The organism is Pseudomonas sp. CFBP 13727, from assembly GCF_014841915.1.
Taxonomy (GTDB): domain Bacteria; phylum Pseudomonadota; class Gammaproteobacteria; order Pseudomonadales; family Pseudomonadaceae; genus Aquipseudomonas; species Aquipseudomonas baltica.
Genome location: NZ_JACYUT010000001.1, coordinates 1657399 through 1673082, shown reverse-complemented (window position 1 = coordinate 1673082; position 15684 = coordinate 1657399). Strand labels below are relative to the sequence as shown.

Below are 15684 nucleotides of genomic sequence, written 5' to 3'. Positions count from 1 at the left end.
CCATGTGAGAGTAGGTCATCGTCAAGATTCAATTCCGAAACCCCTATCTGCGCAAGCAGGTAGGGGTTTTGTCTTTTCCGGCCTTTGTTGTTCGCGCGTCCCTGAAGCGTCGAATGCCAACAGCGGGCCATGAAAAAGCCCCGCAGCGGCGGGGCTTGGTCTGAACCTTTGATCTATTGACTGACCTCGGCTTCAAGTGCCGCAACCGCTTTGGTCAACTCGTCGTGGCGGCGGATGAATTTCCAGTCGGTTTCATCAATGTAGATGCCGTCACTACTGCTGCCGCCTTCGAGGTCGATGGCGACATGGGCGGATACCTGCGGCTTTACGCTCGCCAGAATCGGGGTAAAACCCAACTGCTGGCTGGTTTCGAGCAGGGCCGCCTGATTGCGCTCGTCGATGTCGGCGGCCTCGTCCAGGTAGTAGGGCAGACGGATGCGGCCGGCCTGATCGCGATCCATCAGGTGCAGCAGCAGGTACATGTTGGTCAGCGCCTTGATAGTCATGGTGGTGCCATTGGACGCTGCGCCATCGATGTCCGTGTGGATGACCGGCTGACCGTTGACCTTGGTGATTTCGAAAGCCAGCTCGAACAGGTCCTTGAGGCCGAGTTGATTGTGGTTCGCCGCGACCATACGGGCCAGATACTCCTTCGCTTCCTCGTTCTTGCTGTCCTGCTCCACACTCTGGTTGAGGTCGAACACGGACAGGGTTTCGCCTTCTTCGTACTGGCCTGCGCTGTGGATGATCTGGTCGATGTGCTTGAGGGCATCCTTGTTGGGTGCCAACACGATGCGGAAGCTTTGCAGGTTGGACACCTGGCGCTTGTTGATCTCGCGGTTGAACAGGGCCAGTTGATGTTCGAGGCTGTCGTAGTCGCTGCGAATGTTGCGCAGGGTTCGGGCGATGTCAGTGACCGCGGCACGACGCGCCTTGCCCAGAGTCAGGGCCTCGTCGGTGCGATGGGCATAGGCGTTGATCAGCAGCTGCAGGCGTCGCTCGACGTTGTCTTCGCTGTCGAACTTGGCCACGCCCTTGAGGCGCACCTGGGCGTACAGGGCTTCGATCTGTCCATCGACACGTTGCAGGCCTTGCCAGCTGTCCTGATAGTCATTGAGCAGGGGCAGCAGGTTGTCCATCGAGTCGTCGACCTGCTCCATGAAGGGCGTACCGAAGGGCAGATCGGCGGGTAGCAGGTGGCGGCGGCGCAGGGCGTCGTCCAAGGTGCGCTGCTTGCTTTCCAGATCGGCGATTTGCCGGCCCACCAGTTGCAGTTTGGCCGACAGTTGTCGGACCCTTTCGGTGAAAGCGTCAATTGCCCGTGCCAGTTCATCCTGAGCGGCCTCGAGTTGGGCCAGCTGCTCGAGCTTGTCCTGTTCCTCGACGCTCAGGGTTTGGGTACGGCGGTAGTCTTCCAAGGCCTTCTGCGCATCCAGGACCTGCTGATACAGCGTCTCGGATCGAGATTTGCTGGCTGACAGGTCGGCCGCCACGCCTTGCTGGGTCTTGAGCTGCTGCAACTCCTTTTCCAGACGTGCACTCTGCTCACGCAGTGCGGCACGATCGGCCAACGCCTGCAGCACAGGCGGCTCGATGGTTGAAAGGTCGATGGACATGCCTGGCAGTTCGAAGCGATCGCCCTTGAAGCGGTCGAGCACGGTCTGCACTGCATCGACCCATGCGTTGCCGTCCTGCAGAACGAGACCGTGTGGCCCCACGGGCAGGCTGAACAGGGCGCCGTTGAACAGGCGCATCAGACGGTCGACATCCTGTTGCGAGAACTCCTCGCGCAGACGGGCGTAGCTGTTGTTGTCGGCATGTTCCAGCTGCTGGCGGATGGACTTGAGGCGGCGTTCGATGTCGCCGACGCGCTCCTGCAGATCCTGGGCGCTGAACTGCCGGGACTGCGCCAGGGCACCGGCCAGCTCGTCGTGGGCATCCTTGGCAGCCAGCAACTGCTGCTCCAGCATGCGCACGTCGGTGACCAGGGCGAAGCGGTTCTTGAGTACCGACAGCTCACCGAGCCAGCGCTGGATGCTCGAGATTTCACGCTCCAGGCGCATCAGTTCCTGGGTGCTGCCGCGTTGATTGTCTTGCAACACGTCCTGTTCGTTGCGGTAGTGTTCGGACTGGATGACCAGCTCTTCCTTGCGTGCCCCGGCGTAGTCCTGCCAGGTGCCGAGCAGCGCGTCGAGCAGGGGTGAAAGGCGGTGCAGCTTGCCGCGCAGAGTGTCACGCTGGGCGACGCCGTTGGCCAGTGCTTCGACCAGAGGACCGGCGGCGACCAGTGCGTTGTAGTCCTGCTCCATGCGCCGGACATCGCGAAAGGCTTCTTCACAGGCCGCTATGTAGTCGACGCTACCTGAACGCAGGCTGTGCTCGAACGCGTCGAGGAACAATTGCTTGAGTTTCGCCGCGGTGATTTCGCGCATGTGCAGCAGGTTGATGAACAGCGCGCGAAAGGTCTTGAGGCTCTGCTCGCTGGTCGAACGCAACGGGATCAGGGTCAGGTCGAGCGGGACGCTGGTATGACCGCCCACCAGCAGGCGCCGCAGTTCCTCGGGCTTGAGTTCGTAGGCCTTCAGGCCTTGGCGTTCCAGGTTGCCGAACAGCTCCTTCTGACGCAGGCAGGTGCCGTCCTTTTGATAGTGGGCAAGGTCCAGTTCACCCGCGTAGGCGAAGAACTGATGGCCGAACCCACCGCCGGGGCCGCGACCGACCACGCCAATCACGTGGGGGCCGTGAGCCAGGACCACTTCGCAAAGGATGTAGCTGGTATCGGTCGCAAAATAGAAGCGTCGCGATTGTTCCAGCGTGTACTTGCCGAAGCTCATGTCGGACATGCGCGCCAGGATCGGAAACTGCAGGGCGTTGATCGAGGCGCTCTTGCCCAGGTTGTTGGCGCCGTAGACCGATAACGGCTGCTCCAGGGGGAACAGTCCGAGGCTGTAGCCTGCGGTATTGAGCAGGGCGAAGCGGCGGATGCCGTAGCGTTCCTGAGTCATGTGTCGAACTCCTCTTGTTCCTGGGCTATCGCACGGGCCAGGGCCTGTTCGTCGGTGCTGTCGTCGTCGTCGACAAGCATCGGCACCGGCAGGGGCAAAGCGCTGTGCAGGCTGGCGGCCAGGTCGCGGTCCTGCTGCACTGAAAGGCACACGTCGAGAAACCGATGCATCGGCGCCAGGAAGCGGTAGATGCCGTTGTCTTCGGCGGTGAAGCCCAGTTGGGTCATGCGCCGAAGGATCTTCTCTTCCAGTTCTTCCTGGGTCTGTACTTCGGCCTGCAGGAACAGGTCGCGGTACTTGTCCAGAAGCGCTGGCAGCTCGTCGCGGCCAAGGCTTCCGCCATCCAGTACGGCGATCGGATCGCGGCCCTGGTCAGCCAGGTGCTCGACCAGGATGAAGGTGAACAGGGAAAGGCGCTGGGCGGTCTTGTTGACTTGCGCGGCGGCCTGCTCGGGCACGAAGTAGTAGAAGCCGCGGGTGTCGCAGACCAGCTCGTAGCCCAGGGCCTTGAACAGGCCGCGGTACAGGTCCTGGAGATTGGACAGCTGTGAATACAACTCCGGATCGCGGCGGCTGATGTGAAAGCCTTTGAGCAGTTCGCGGAAAATCGGCGCCAGGTGAGTCAGTTCGTTCAGGTCAAGATGCATGATCGGTGCTCGCGGAGTGTGCCGAGGCGACCGCGACGGCGGGCTCGGCGCTGGAAAGCAGGGCGAAGGAGCGCAGGCTCAGCTGATGCTCACGGGTGTGGTAGTCGCCGCGTTCGAGGCGCTGTCGGGCGAAGCGTTTGTCACGCGAGAGGCGTGAGAACCAGTACAGCAGGTCGTCGGTGGCGCCATCGGGTTCCTGGTCGAGAAGCCAGAGCATCAAATCGGGCATCGGCAGCGCATTCTCGCAGCGCTCGAGCATCTCCTTGACCGTGCGCGGCGCGCGCTGGGTGCCTGCCGTGTCGCTCTTGTGCGCCTTGGGAAAGGGCGCCGGTTTGGCTTCGAAGCGGGCCAGGGCATAGACGTACGCCTCGACCTGGCTGGCGCTGCCCAGAAAGATGCTCTGAGGACGGCTGAACAAAGGCAGGGCGGCTTGTGGCACGGCGTCCAGGCCCTTGCGGCGAATGGCCGAAAGCGCGAGGGCCGCGCCGCGGGTCACGGCGTTGTGCCGACGTGCTTCCTCGCGCAGTGGCAACAGCAGCTCGCGGGCGTGGCGCAAGGTCAGTTGAGCGCAGGTCTGCATTTCGAGAATGCGCGCGTGGGTACGCAGCAGCATGTCGTCGTCGACCAAGTGGCCGAGGCGTTGCTGTTCACCCAGCAGGCGCAGCAGGACGTTCTCGACCTTGCGCACGCCTTGTTCGAATGCGCCATCGGCGTTGACCAGCTGGATCATCGGTTCGACGTATTCGTCCCAGGTCGCCAGTACCTCGGCGTAGCGCTGGCGCAGGGCTACCTGGCGGTCGCGGGTCTTGGCCCGCTCGGCCACGGCGACCAGGGCCTGTTCGTCATTGGCCAGTTTCTTCAGGACATCACGCACGCGCATGTCGAGCAGCCGCAGTTGCCGCGCCAGGTCGTTACCATCGCGGATGTCGAATGCATCCTGAATGTGTCCGGCCAGGCGTTCGAGGTGGCGCAGGTAGGCTTCGATCTCCAGGCACAGACCCAGCCGGTGCTCGCGGCGCAGGTAGGCAAGAAAGTCGTGGATCTGCGCATTGAGCTCGAAGCGGTTGGGGCTTTTTGCGACAGGTACGAGGATGTCCATCCGGATCCACGTGTCGAGCAGGCTGGTGATCTCTTGGGCAGTGCTTTCCAGGCGCTGGGCAGCCAGTTGCTGGCGCAGTTCGACGAGGCTCAGGGTGCCTTGGTCGAAGTGCTCGCACAGCGGCTCCAGGAGGGCCCAGTGGTCGGCGAGGGCGCGCAGCACGCGCTTGGGTTCGATCATCGGCTGGTCGACTCATGCCAGTAAAAGGGTCGCGATTGTACTGCATGACGAGGCGGGTATTTGCGCTGCGGGCGACGGCGTGCGCAAAACTTGGCGGCACATTGTGTCGAACATCGGTAGAATCCACCGCCTCGACTTACCCACAGATGGCTGACCTTTTGCTCAACGAGTCCCGTCGCCGCGCCTACCTTGACGCCATGCAGGTAGTGCACTGGCTGCCCCGCACCGAACTGCCGTTCGCAGCGCCATCGTGTGCCAGCCTGCTGGAGCATGTCGAGGCGTCGCCGCTGCCAGTGCAGGCTGTGGATCAAGGGGCGGCGGCAGCGCTGCCGANCGGCTCAAGATCGAGGTGCCACGGCCGGGCAGCATACGCCCGGCCGTGGCAGCCGTGGCCGAGGTGGCCGTGGAGGCGCCGGTCGCCAAGCCAGCGAATCTTCCGCCGCGCTTCGCCCTTCAGGTGTTGCGCGCCGGGCCCTGCGTGGTGCTGGTGGAACTGGCCACGGGGCAGGCGTTCCAGAGTCGCGACCCTTCCTATCTCCTGCTCAAGGACATGCTGCGTGCTGCCGGTTTGCCCGATGCGCCACAGATTCTGGGCGAACCGATCCGCTGGCCGCTGCTGCAGCGCGGTCAATTGGACCAGGGGCCGGATGCAGCCTGCGATTTCGTTCAGGGCTTCGTCATGGCTCAGCTAGAACAGGCGCCGTGCACGTGCCTGTGGCTGGTCGGGCTGCCGGCGATTCGTTTTGCCGGGCGGGCCAATGCCGAAGACTACAACCGAGAGTTGGAGGTGGAGGGGCTTGGCGCCGCCTGGGCGTTGCCGGGCCTTGAGTTGTTGATGGATGAACCCGAGCGCAAGGCGGCCGTGTGGCAAGCCATGCGCCGTTTGATACCGCGTTGGAAAAACCGTGATGAGTGATACCGTAAGCTTTCGGCGAATGACCGAGGCGGATCTGGATGCCGTACTGAAGATCGAATTCGCTGCCTACTCCCATCCGTGGACGCGGGGTATCTTTCTGGACGGCCTGAAGTCCTACGAGATCTGGTTGATGTTCGACGGGCAGCAACAGGTGGGGCATGGCGTGCTCAACGTCATCATCGACGAAGCCCATCTGTTGAACATCACCGTGAAGCCTGAAAACCAGGGCCGTGGACTGGGCTTGCAGTTGCTCGAGCGGCTGATGACGCGTGCCTACGAGCTGGGCGGGCGTGAATGCTTTCTGGAACTGCGAGCCAGTAACCAGTCGGCGTATCGCTTGTACGAACGCTATGGTTTCAATGAGATCGGCAAGCGGCGCGACTACTATCCAATGGCCGGGGGGCGCGAAGACGCGCTGGTGATGGCCTGTACCTTGTTCGAGTAGCAGCTGCAGTCACCGCCCGAAATTGCTTCGGGCAGTGATCGGTAGGCATGCTGGACTCAGCGTTTACCATCGAGTGGGTCGATCAGCGCCAGCTCTTCTTCATCCAGGCCATCGCCGCCACCGATGTCGTCTTCATCGACGAGGCTAAGTTCCTGATCAGCGGGTCCGCTGTCGCCTGGCTCATCGGGCGAACGTGCGCCATCCTCACGGATCAGTGTTTCGGGGCTCATGTCGTCGTCGGTCGGATTGTGGTCATCCATCGAAGCGCCGGTCAGTCCTGCTTCGCGGGCGCGTTCGTCAGGCACCAGATGCTCCAGCTCATCTGCAGGGATGGTGTCGCCGATCCTGCCGGTGGGACCGTCGGCGTCATCGAAATCCAGCTCTCGAACCTGACCCATGCGGTCTTCCATGTCGTCGATTGCAGCAGGTTGTGGGGCATCGTAGGGGCGATGGGAATCAGTCATTACGGCAATCCTCTGGTGTGTGTCTAGATAGGGTTGACCCCCGTACGAGTGGAAAGATTCAGCATGATTTGTCCGCGCCGACCGTGACCTTGTGCAGCCATGGCCAGTCATAATCCAAACGATTCTCGAGGGCTGAACATGCATGACCTACAGGAACTGATCGACAACAACGCGCGGTGGGCCGAGGCGATCAAGGAAGAGGATCCGGAGTTCTTCGCCAAACTGGCACGCCAGCAGACACCTGAATTCCTCTGGATCGGGTGCTCGGACGCGCGCGTGCCGGCCAACGAGATCGTCGGCATGTTGCCGGGCGATCTGTTCGTCCACCGTAACGTTGCCAACGTGGTGCTGCACACCGATCTGAACTGCATGTCGGTGATTCAGTACGCGGTCGACGTGCTCAAGGTCAAACACATTCTGGTCACCGGTCACTATGGCTGCGGCGGTGTTCGTGCGGCGATGCAGGATCGTCAGCTGGGGCTGATCGATGGCTGGCTGCGGACCATTCGCGACCTGTATTACGAGCACCGCAAAACGCTGGCGACCCTGCCTACCGAAGAAGAGCAGGTCGACCGATTGTGCGAACTCAACGTGATTCAGCAGGTGGCCAACGTGGGGCACACCAGTATTGTCCAGAACGCCTGGCACCGTGGCCAGGAGCTGTCGGTGCATGGCTGTATCTATGGCATCAAGGACGGCCGCTGGAAGAGCCTGGATGTGACCATCAGTGGCTTCGATCAGTTGCCACCACAGTATCGTTTGCGCGCGCTGGATTGATGGCCAGGAACGAGTGAGCCGCATTCGGGTTCTGAATCGGATGGGCAACGGCTTGGGTCGTGGCCTTTTCGGTAATCAAACGCGAAGCGAGGGAGGCACCATGAAGTCTTATGGCTGGCTGGCACTGATGGCAGCGATGTCGATCGGTAGCGCCAATGCGGCATCCAAGGAAGTCCAGATCAACCTGGTGAGCGCCGAGGGCGCACCCCAGCCGATCGGCACGGTGATGATCGAGGAAACGGCCTATGGCCTGCAGTTCACTCCGCAGCTGAAGTCGCTGCCCGCAGGCGTGCATGGATTCCATGTGCATGCCAACGGCAGCTGCGCGTCGGCGATGAAAGACGGCAAGATGTCGGCGGCGGAAGCGGCAGGCGGGCACTTCGATCCACAGAAGACCGGCAAGCACCTGGGACCTTACGATGCGAAGGGACACTTGGGTGACTTGCCGGCGATCTACGTGAACGCCGACGGTACCGCAACGTATCCCGTGCTGGCCCCGCGTTTGAAAAAGCTCAGCGAAGTGGAAGGGCATGCACTGATGGTGCACGCCGGTGGTGACAACCACGCCGATTCACCGGCGCCGTTGGGCGGTGGTGCGGCGCGGATGGCCTGTGGGGTGATCTGATCACTGTATGAGGCTGGGGAGCAGCGGGCTCGCCGCCCGCTCCGCTCCCACACGTTTCAGAGCTGGACCGGTGTCAGCACAGGCTCGCCGGCGAAGAACGCGCTCAGGTTGCGTTCGACCATCTTCACTGTGTCTTGTGTGGCTTCCGGCGACAGGCCGGCCACGTGAGGCGTCAGGACTACGTTACGCAGCGTTTTCAACGCATCGGGTACGTTGGGCTCGTCGTCGAAGACGTCCAGCGCAGCACCCGCGATGGCTTGCGTCTGCAGGGCGTTCAATAGGTCGGGCGTCGACACGACGCTGCCACGAGCGATATTCACCAGATAACCCTGAGGGCCAAGCGCTTCCAGTACGCCGGCGTCGACGATGGCGCGAGTCTGCGCGCCCCCTGGCGTGGCAACCACCAGAATGTCGCTGGTTGCAGCCAGCTCCACCGGGCTGGAACAGTACCCATAGTCCACACCGGCGCGTGGGCTCCGATTGTGGTACTTCACGCTCATGTCGAAGCCCAACGCGGCCCGTTTGGCGATTGCCAAGCCAACAGCGCCCAGCCCGATGATGCCCAGACGCTTGCCCGCCACCGACGGGCGCATGGTCTTGGCCCATTCGCCTCGGCGCACCGACGCATCGGCGCCGGGGATGTCGCGCATCAGTGCCAGCAGCAGCGCCAGGGTGTGATCTGCCACCGACGATGCATTGACTCCGGCCCCATTGGTCACGGTCAGGCCGTGTGCCTTGGCGGCTGGCAGGTCAACGTTCTCGTAACCCGCACCGAGCACACAGATGATGCGCAGTTTGGGCAGCGCTGCCATTTCATCTGCCGTCAGACCCAGTGGCCCGCGTGTGAGCACCGCATCGATGCGATCAGCGTGTTGCTCGATGGCCTCTGCGCGGGCTGCCGGTGAGGGCGCCATGATCAGCTCGTAGCCTTGATCTTCGAGAATCGACACGTAGTCGTTGATGGTTTCGACCAGCACCAGCACGGTTGCGCGCATGTAGACCTCCGGGTGGGAAATGACGGTCATGGTAGCAATTTAGAGATGGGCGAAAGTGGGTGCGCGAAAAAAAGCGCACCCCTACCCCTCAAGTTGTTTGGGGCGCTTTTTATTCGATAACAATAATGTTAATGCAAATCACTCTATGTTAATTTCCGCCCCGAGATATACCGTTACAAAATGGGCTGGCTTTCGCGGGATCTTCAGGGGAGGGGAAGGTAGATGGCTTGCAATAACAAGATGAATCTCGGCATGAATTCTTTGGCTTTGGTTGTTGCCACATTTGGTTGGCAGGCGATGGTCTCTGCCGAGGAAGCACCGGCCAGGCCTGTGAGTAAGGGCACAGCGCTGCAATTGCAAGACCTGGTCATTACCGAACAAGCACCGGAAAGCCAGCAGACAGTGGGCTACCAGGTACGCAACAGCACTGCGGGTACCAAAACCAGCACACCTTTGTCCGAGACTCCGCGTTCGGTTTCGGTGGTGACACGCCAACGCATTCAAGACCAGGGCTCGCAGACCCTGACCGACATTCTTGGTTACGTACCGGGTATCTTCGCTCCACCTTTTGCTGTCGGTGACGGCCTGGCCGGTGATCTGTTTTCCATCCGAGGTTACAACGCCACGGACTATGGCTACGGGTTGCTGAAGGATGGTCTACGCCTGCAAGGCAATCGCTACGACACCACCACCGAGCCCTATGGCCTGGAACGTACCGAAATCTTTCGAGGCCCCAGCTCGATTCTCTATGGTGAGAATGCGCCCGGCGGATTGGTCAATCTGGTGAGCAAGAAGCCGACCGAAACTGCGCAAGGCGAAGCGAAATTCACCTATGGCAGCAATAACAGGCGCCAGCTTGGGATCGATGTATCCGGCCCGTTGACGGACGATAACCGTATCCTGGGACGAATGGTGATGCTGGGCCGCAATGCCGATACGCAAGTCGACTCGGTGCCGGACGACCGCCTCTACATCGCGCCGTCGATGACTTTCAACTTCAACCAGGACACGGCACTGACCCTGCTGTCCAGCTACCAGCGCGACCGCACCAAACTGCTGCTGGGCTATCCGGCTGCGGGAACGCTGCTCAACAACGTCAATGGCAAGATCGGCAAGGACCAGTTCAACGGCAACCCAAGCTGGGACGACTTCGAGCGCGAAACCTGGACCCTGGGTTACGAGTTCAGCCATCAGATCAACGACGTCTGGCAGTTCCGGCAGAACTCGCGCTACATGGAATCACGTTTGAACCGTCATGAAACCTGGCCGAACAATCTGAATCAGGCTGGCTTCGGAAGTACATTGAGCAGCACTGCGTATGATCGCGACAACAAGTCGATCACATATTCGGTGGACAACCAATTCGAAGGGCACTTCACTTCGGGGGCGCTGGATAACACGGTATTGCTGGGCGCCAGTTACGACCGTACCTCGTTCAATCAGGATTGGAACGCAGGCCTGGGCGGTACTTACAATGTATTCAGGCCGGTGTTCTCGCCGGTGCAACCCAATGCCTCGCAATACGTGCAGAATTCCCAGCTCGATCAGCACATGTACGGTGCGTATGGGCAGTTGCAAAGCAAGTACGATAATTGGATTTTCCTGCTGGGCGGGCGTCAGGACTGGGTACAGAGCCAATACCGCAACCGTGCCAGCGCGGCCCGTCCAGGCAGCGCAGCGGTAGCGGCGACGGATCTTGACGGTTGGGATCATCGGTTCAGCTGGCAGACGGGCGTGATGTACCAGTTCGAAAACGGTATCTCTCCCTACGTCAGCTATTCCACTGCATTCACGCCTGTACAGCAATCGTCGCAGCCCAACGGCGATCTGCTCGATCCGATCCTCAGCGAACAGTATGAAGTGGGTCTGAAGTTCGAGCCCGCGGGCTGGAATACCACCTTCAGCGCTGCGGTTTTCGATTTGACCAAATCTCGCGACGTAGTCGCAGGCAGCAACGGTTTCAGCCAGCAAGTTGGCAAGAGCGAGTCCAAAGGCGTCGAGCTTGAGGTCAATAGTGATGTAACGCGTAATCTGAGCTTGGTCGCGTCGTACACCTACACCGATGCGCGAGTTACCAAGGATGCGCCGGGGTCATTGTTCGAGGATCGTCAACTGACGGGCATTCCGCGCAATCAGGCGTCAACCTGGATGACGTATCGCTTCCTGGAAGGTGCGCTGAGCGGTTTACGCCTGGGCGGCGGCGTGCGCTATTTCGACAGTACCTTTGCCTACACCGCGCCGACACTGTACGGCAAGCTGAAGGCGGGCGATGTGACGCTGGTTGACGCCTTGATAGGGTATGACATCGACAAGCATTGGTCGGTGGACGTGAACGCGAAGAACGTGTTCGACAAGGAATACGTGTCGGGCTGCAACAATGCCGGTCGCTGCTATTGGGGTGATGAGCGCACGGTGCTGGGGACCGTGGCGTATCGCTGGTAATCCGCCGGGCCTGCCAGCCGCCAGACGCCAGAAACAAGAAAGCCCGCACGAGGCGGGCTTCTTGAGGTGACTCACAGACTGCTGTAGACATCTGTGGATCGTACTTGGTGGCTACACAGGGACTTGAACCCCGGACCCCAGCATTATGAATGCTATGCTCTAACCAACTGAGCTATGTAGCCAAGTGGCGCGCATTATTCGCCTGAAACGAAATTGTGTCAACACCCCTTTGCAAAATATTTATGCGTGCGATCAAACGCTTAGGCTGCGCGCGGCGTGCGAGGGTGCGCGCGGCGCGGCGATCAGCCACCGAACCAGCCCAGCTTGATGACGAAGATGATCGACAACACGACCAGTGCCGAATTGAGTTCGCGCCACCGGCCACTCAGCAGTTTCACTGCTGTCCAGGTAATGAAGCCGAAGGCGATGCCGTTGGCGATCGAGTAGGTGAGCGGCATTGCCAGGGCAGTCACCAGGACCGGGGCGGCGACGGTGATGTCGTCCCAGTCGACCTCTGCCAGCCCAGATGCCATCAGCACGGCTACGAACAGCAGGGCGGGCGCGGTGGCGAATGCCGGAACGCTGCCGGCCAGGGGCGCGAAGAACAGCGCGAGCAGGAACAGCACGGCGACCACGATGGCGGTCAGGCCGGTACGGCCGCCAGCGCTGACGCCGGCGGCCGATTCGATATAGCTGGTGGTGGTCGAAGTGCCGAGCAACGAGCCAGCCAGCGCTGCGGTGCTGTCGGCGATCAGGGCGCGGCCCATTTTCGGCATGTGGCCATCCTTGCCCATCAGGCCGGCGCGCTTGGCCACGCCGATCAAGGTGCCGGAGTTGTCGAACAGATCGACGAACAGGAAGGCGAAGATCACGCTGATCAGGCCCACATCGAATGCGCCCTTGATATCGAGTTGCAGGAAGGTCGGCGCCAGTGACGGCGGCATTGATACCACACCCCCGAACGGGGTTACTCCAAGCAGGATCGACACCACGGTGATCAGCAGGATGCCGATCAGCACCGAGCCACGGACCTTGAGTGCCTCGAGTGCGACGATGATGAAGAAGCCGAGGATCGCCAGTACCGGTTCGGGTTTCGACAGATCACCCATGCCGACCAGAGTGGCCGGGTTGGCAACCACGATCTTGGCGTTTTGCAGCGCAATGAGTGCGAGGAACAGGCCGATGCCCGCAGCGATGGCCGACCGCAGCGGCAGGGGAATGCTGTTGATGATCCATTCACGGATGCGGAAGATCGACAGCAGGAAGAAACACACCGCTGATATGAAGACCGCACCCAGTGCAACCTGCCAGCTATGGCCCAGGTGCAGGACCACGGTGTAGGTGAAGAACGCATTGAGGCCCATGCCCGGTGCCAGGGCAATCGGGTAGTTGGCGATCAGGCCCATGATCGCCGAGCCGATGGCGGCGGCCAGGCAGGTGGCCACGAACAGCGCGCCCTTGTCCATGCCGGTTTCGCCAAGAATGCTGGGGTTGACGAACAGGATGTAGGCCATGGCCAGGAACGTGGTGACCCCGGCGAGGATTTCCGTGCGCACGGTGGTGTTGTGCGCTTTCAGCTTGAAAAATGAGTCCAGCATGTTGCTCCCCTGGGGCGATGGGCGCCGTGGATCGTGCGGCGACGGTGTGTGTAGCGAGCAAGCCCGATCGAGCGTTGGCCGTGTGCTGAAACATAACTGCTTGGTCAGCTTTTGCGGTTTGCCTGTAGCAGGTTCCGGGCCATGTCGACGAACCCCGCTGCGCATGCGCCCTGGGTAATGCGTTGCGGTGCGGTTGCCACTTCCGGTTACACAACCGCTGCACTCATTGGAGGCGTGCATAGGTGGGCAGATGCACCAAAGCGAAGCCGCAGCCGATGGGGCGTGCTCGACGCTGCGGGCAAAGGCTGAGAAAGTTGGTTGGTCTGAATCTTGCTGCAGTGGCATTTTGCTGGCGCCACGTTTCCGTAGGTACCTGCATTCTCCGTGGAGTTGTCGGACATGCATGCTTTGTTGTCGCCGGGTATCCGGTTGCTGGGTCGCTATGGTTTCGCCCGCAAGTTTCAGCTGCTGTTTCTCTTGTTCATGCTGCCGCTGGTCGGCAGCCTGTGGTTGCTGGGCGAGGATTTTCGCGACCGGCTGGCGGTGATCGATGCCGAGCGCAGCGGCGTGCATCAGTTACTGGCGCTCGACAGCCTGGATGCGCAACTCTCGGCGCAGCGCAATCGTGCCGCGCGCTGGAAGGCGGTGGATATCCAGCGTCAGCCGACGCCCCAGGCCCAGGCCGCGATCGCGGCGTTGGAGGCGGCCGCACCGGGGATTCAGGCATCGCTCGATAAACTGGCCGCTGAGCTGGCACACGAGAAGGCCCCTGCCGACACTCTGGAGCGAATGCAAACGGTGCAAACCGCGACCAAGGGTCTCGACTTGGCAAGCCTGCGCCAGGTGGGCTGGTGGCCCGATGGATACGATCGTTTCACGACGGCGCTGACGTCGGTGCAGGTGCTGCGCGAACAGATTGCCATGGCCAGCGGGTTGATCGTCGATCCGTGGCGCGAAAGCTATCTGTTGATGCAGATCGCCACTCAGCAAGCCCCTGATCTGATCGAGCGTGTGGGGCGTCTGGGTAGCATTGGCCAGTCCTCCCTGGTCGCCGGGCAATTCAGCCTGCAGAGTCGTTTGCAGATGCGTGACCTGCGCAGCCGTATCAATGATGCGCGCGAGCAGCTGGTGAAAGCCGGTGGCACGCTGCAGCAACGCCTGCCGCAGCAACTGCGTGGCTGGGACGAGCAGTATCAGCAGGCACTGGGTACATTGGACGGTGAGTTGAAGCGTCTGGATGACAATCTGTTCGGCGGCGACATCAAGCTGTCTGCGGCCCAGTTCGAAAGCAGTGTGGACAGCATGCTCGGCGCCCTGAACGGCTTGCGTCACGAGTCGCTGATGTCGTTGGAGGTGCGCCTGGATCATTATCATGACCAGGCCGTTCGCCAGCTGATTCCGGGCGCGACGGTGTTCGCCCTGCTGCTGTTGGCGGCGCTGTACCTGTTCGTGTGCCTGCAAGCATCGATCCGCCGCAGCGCCAGTGGCATTACCACCTTGGCGCAATCGCTGCGCGACGGTGACCTGAGTGTGCAGGTGGCGGTGCAGGGGCGCGATGAGCTGGCGGCGATCAGTACGGCGCTCAATGCTGCCGTGGTGCAGTTGCGTGGCAGCCTGCTGGGCGTCAACCACGAAACCGTGCAACTGAGCCAGGCGGTGGTGACGCTCAACAGCCAATCCAGCGGCACGCTCGACGAGGTCGAGGCGCAGCAACAGCAGATCAGTCAGATCGCTGCGGCCGCCACCGAGCTTGCGGCCACCTCGCAGGGCGTGGCGCGCAGTTGCGAACTGGCTTCGGGCAGCGCCCAGCAGACCCGGCAGATCGCCGAGGACAGCAGCCGTGACAGCCAGCGCACGACGGCCAGTATTCAGCAGCTCAACCAGCGCTTGAACGACACGGCGCAGGCCCTGGGCCGGGTCAGCGAGCAGGGCCAGCAGATTCAGTTGGTGGTGGATGCGATTCGCGGCATTGCCGAACAGACCAATCTGCTGGCGCTCAATGCGGCCATCGAGGCGGCGCGGGCGGGCGAGCAGGGGCGCGGGTTTGCAGTGGTGGCCGACGAGGTACGCAGCCTGTCACAGCGCACCCAGGCTTCGACTGGGCAGATTGCCGGTACGGTGGAAAGCCTGCGCTCGACGGTCAAGCAGGCCGTGGAACTGATGCAGGCCGCGTGTGGCCAGGCGCAGGTCGATGCGCAGTCGGTTATGGGCCTGGGTGAACGCCTGGGTGAGATTGCCGGGGCGGTGCAAGGGGTGACCGATACCTTGGCGCAGATCGCTACGGCGGTGGAAGAGCAGGCGGCCACGGCAGATGAGGTGAGCAGCAACATTCAGCAGGTGGACCAGGCGGCGGTGCGTCTGCTCGATGGCGCGCGGGCGGTGAACCAGGCGGCGGATCGACTGGGGCAGGGGAGCCGAGTGCTGAGCGAGAATACGGCGCGGTTCAATCTGGGGTAGGGCGAAGGACCGCTCCTACGGGTGAGTGCGTGTG

12 protein-coding genes, 1 tRNA gene and 1 pseudogene are annotated in these 15684 nt (G+C 61.7%); 7 read left to right on the top strand and 7 right to left on the bottom strand.

Features of this window, described 5'->3' with window-relative positions; all coding sequences use genetic code 11:
• Nucleotides 1-173: 173 nt before the first annotated feature.
• From mksF to mksB, 3 genes are read right to left on the bottom strand one after another with little or no spacing between them, the layout of a single operon-like run.
• Complete coding sequence (gene mksF, locus IFT76_RS07455) at nucleotides 174-3005, bottom strand: Mks condensin complex protein MksF (RefSeq protein WP_192057738.1); 2832 nt, start codon at nucleotides 3003-3005, stop codon at nucleotides 174-176.
• The gene (mksE, locus tag IFT76_RS07450) at nucleotides 3002-3652 is read right to left on the bottom strand and encodes an Mks condensin complex protein MksE (RefSeq protein ID WP_192057737.1); all 651 of its coding nucleotides are present in this window, start codon (nucleotides 3650-3652) and stop codon (nucleotides 3002-3004) included. Before mksE ends, mksF begins: the two co-directional genes overlap by 4 nt.
• Complete coding sequence (gene mksB / locus IFT76_RS07445; RefSeq protein ID WP_192057736.1) at nucleotides 3642-4931, bottom strand: Mks condensin complex protein MksB; 1290 nt, start codon at nucleotides 4929-4931, stop codon at nucleotides 3642-3644. Before mksB ends, mksE begins: the two co-directional genes overlap by 11 nt.
• A gap of 158 nt (nucleotides 4932-5089) precedes the next feature.
• Here mksB and IFT76_RS20800 point away from each other — a divergent pair.
• The 3 genes and pseudogenes from IFT76_RS20800 to rimI all read left to right on the top strand — a co-directional run.
• Nucleotides 5090-5264, top strand: a pseudogene (locus IFT76_RS20800) (energy transducer TonB); the annotation flags it as partial.
• Between the two features lies 1 nt (nucleotide 5265).
• Nucleotides 5266-5847: energy transducer TonB (locus IFT76_RS07440; protein ID WP_244647866.1), on the top strand; the 582-nt coding region annotated here is incomplete at its 5' end.
• Complete coding sequence (gene rimI / locus IFT76_RS07435) at nucleotides 5840-6292, top strand: ribosomal protein S18-alanine N-acetyltransferase (protein ID WP_122479659.1); 453 nt, start codon at nucleotides 5840-5842, stop codon at nucleotides 6290-6292. The genes IFT76_RS07440 and rimI, both read left to right, overlap by 8 nt.
• A gap of 56 nt (nucleotides 6293-6348) precedes the next feature.
• On the opposite strand, the gene IFT76_RS07430 is transcribed toward rimI, so the two are convergent.
• Nucleotides 6349-6756, bottom strand: coding sequence for a serine kinase/phosphatase (locus IFT76_RS07430; protein WP_192057735.1), 408 nt, complete (start codon nucleotides 6754-6756; stop codon nucleotides 6349-6351).
• A gap of 138 nt (nucleotides 6757-6894) precedes the next feature.
• Between IFT76_RS07430 and can the strand changes: the two genes are divergently transcribed.
• Nucleotides 6895-7533: a carbonate dehydratase gene (gene can / locus IFT76_RS07425; RefSeq protein WP_122479657.1), complete on the top strand. Its 639-nt coding sequence runs from the start codon at nucleotides 6895-6897 to the stop codon at nucleotides 7531-7533.
• A 100-nt stretch (nucleotides 7534-7633) separates the two neighbouring features.
• Nucleotides 7634-8158: a superoxide dismutase family protein gene (gene sodC / locus IFT76_RS07420; protein WP_122479656.1), complete on the top strand. Its 525-nt coding sequence runs from the start codon at nucleotides 7634-7636 to the stop codon at nucleotides 8156-8158.
• A gap of 56 nt (nucleotides 8159-8214) precedes the next feature.
• Here the strand turns inward: sodC and IFT76_RS07415 are convergent, their stop codons facing one another.
• Nucleotides 8215-9153, bottom strand: coding sequence for a 2-hydroxyacid dehydrogenase (locus IFT76_RS07415; protein ID WP_192057797.1), 939 nt, complete (start codon nucleotides 9151-9153; stop codon nucleotides 8215-8217).
• Nucleotides 9154-9375: 222 nt separating this feature from the next.
• Between IFT76_RS07415 and IFT76_RS07410 the strand changes: the two genes are divergently transcribed.
• Nucleotides 9376-11595, top strand: a complete 2220-nt coding sequence (locus IFT76_RS07410) for a TonB-dependent siderophore receptor (RefSeq protein WP_192057734.1) — start codon at nucleotides 9376-9378, stop codon at nucleotides 11593-11595.
• A 105-nt stretch (nucleotides 11596-11700) separates the two neighbouring features.
• Here the strand turns inward: IFT76_RS07410 and IFT76_RS07405 are convergent.
• Both IFT76_RS07405 and IFT76_RS07400 read right to left on the bottom strand, forming a co-directional pair.
• Nucleotides 11701-11777 (bottom strand) — tRNA-Met (locus tag IFT76_RS07405).
• Nucleotides 11778-11897: 120 nt separating this feature from the next.
• Entirely contained in the window at nucleotides 11898-13193 is a 1296-nt protein-coding gene (locus IFT76_RS07400; protein WP_122713565.1) for an NCS2 family permease, read from the bottom strand.
• Between the two features lie 399 nt (nucleotides 13194-13592).
• Here IFT76_RS07400 and IFT76_RS07395 point away from each other — a divergent pair, with 399 nt between their 5' ends.
• The gene (locus IFT76_RS07395; protein WP_192057733.1) at nucleotides 13593-15650 is read left to right on the top strand and encodes a methyl-accepting chemotaxis protein; all 2058 of its coding nucleotides are present in this window, start codon (nucleotides 13593-13595) and stop codon (nucleotides 15648-15650) included.
• The last annotated feature ends 34 nt before the right edge of the window (nucleotides 15651-15684 follow it).

What these genes read in the sequence shown, in the direction of transcription:
- IFT76_RS07410 (WP_192057734.1), top strand. Translation starts at nt 9,376, where the DNA reads ATGGCTTGCAATAACAAGATGAATCTCGGCATGAATTCTTTGGCTTTG.
- rimI (WP_122479659.1), top strand. Translation starts at nt 5,840, where the DNA reads ATGAGTGATACCGTAAGCTTTCGGCGAATGACCGAGGCGGATCTGGAT.
- IFT76_RS07415 (WP_192057797.1), bottom strand. Translation starts at nt 9,153, where the DNA reads ATGCGCGCAACCGTGCTGGTGCTGGTCGAAACCATCAACGACTACGTG.
- IFT76_RS07395 (WP_192057733.1), top strand. Translation starts at nt 13,593, where the DNA reads ATGCATGCTTTGTTGTCGCCGGGTATCCGGTTGCTGGGTCGCTATGGT.
- sodC (WP_122479656.1), top strand. Translation starts at nt 7,634, where the DNA reads ATGAAGTCTTATGGCTGGCTGGCACTGATGGCAGCGATGTCGATCGGT.
- mksB (WP_192057736.1), bottom strand. Translation starts at nt 4,931, where the DNA reads ATGATCGAACCCAAGCGCGTGCTGCGCGCCCTCGCCGACCACTGGGCC.
- mksF (WP_192057738.1), bottom strand. Translation starts at nt 3,005, where the DNA reads ATGACTCAGGAACGCTACGGCATCCGCCGCTTCGCCCTGCTCAATACC.
- mksE (WP_192057737.1), bottom strand. Translation starts at nt 3,652, where the DNA reads ATGCATCTTGACCTGAACGAACTGACTCACCTGGCGCCGATTTTCCGC.
- IFT76_RS07400 (WP_122713565.1), bottom strand. Translation starts at nt 13,193, where the DNA reads ATGCTGGACTCATTTTTCAAGCTGAAAGCGCACAACACCACCGTGCGC.
- can (WP_122479657.1), top strand. Translation starts at nt 6,895, where the DNA reads ATGCATGACCTACAGGAACTGATCGACAACAACGCGCGGTGGGCCGAG.
- IFT76_RS07430 (WP_192057735.1), bottom strand. Translation starts at nt 6,756, where the DNA reads ATGACTGATTCCCATCGCCCCTACGATGCCCCACAACCTGCTGCAATC.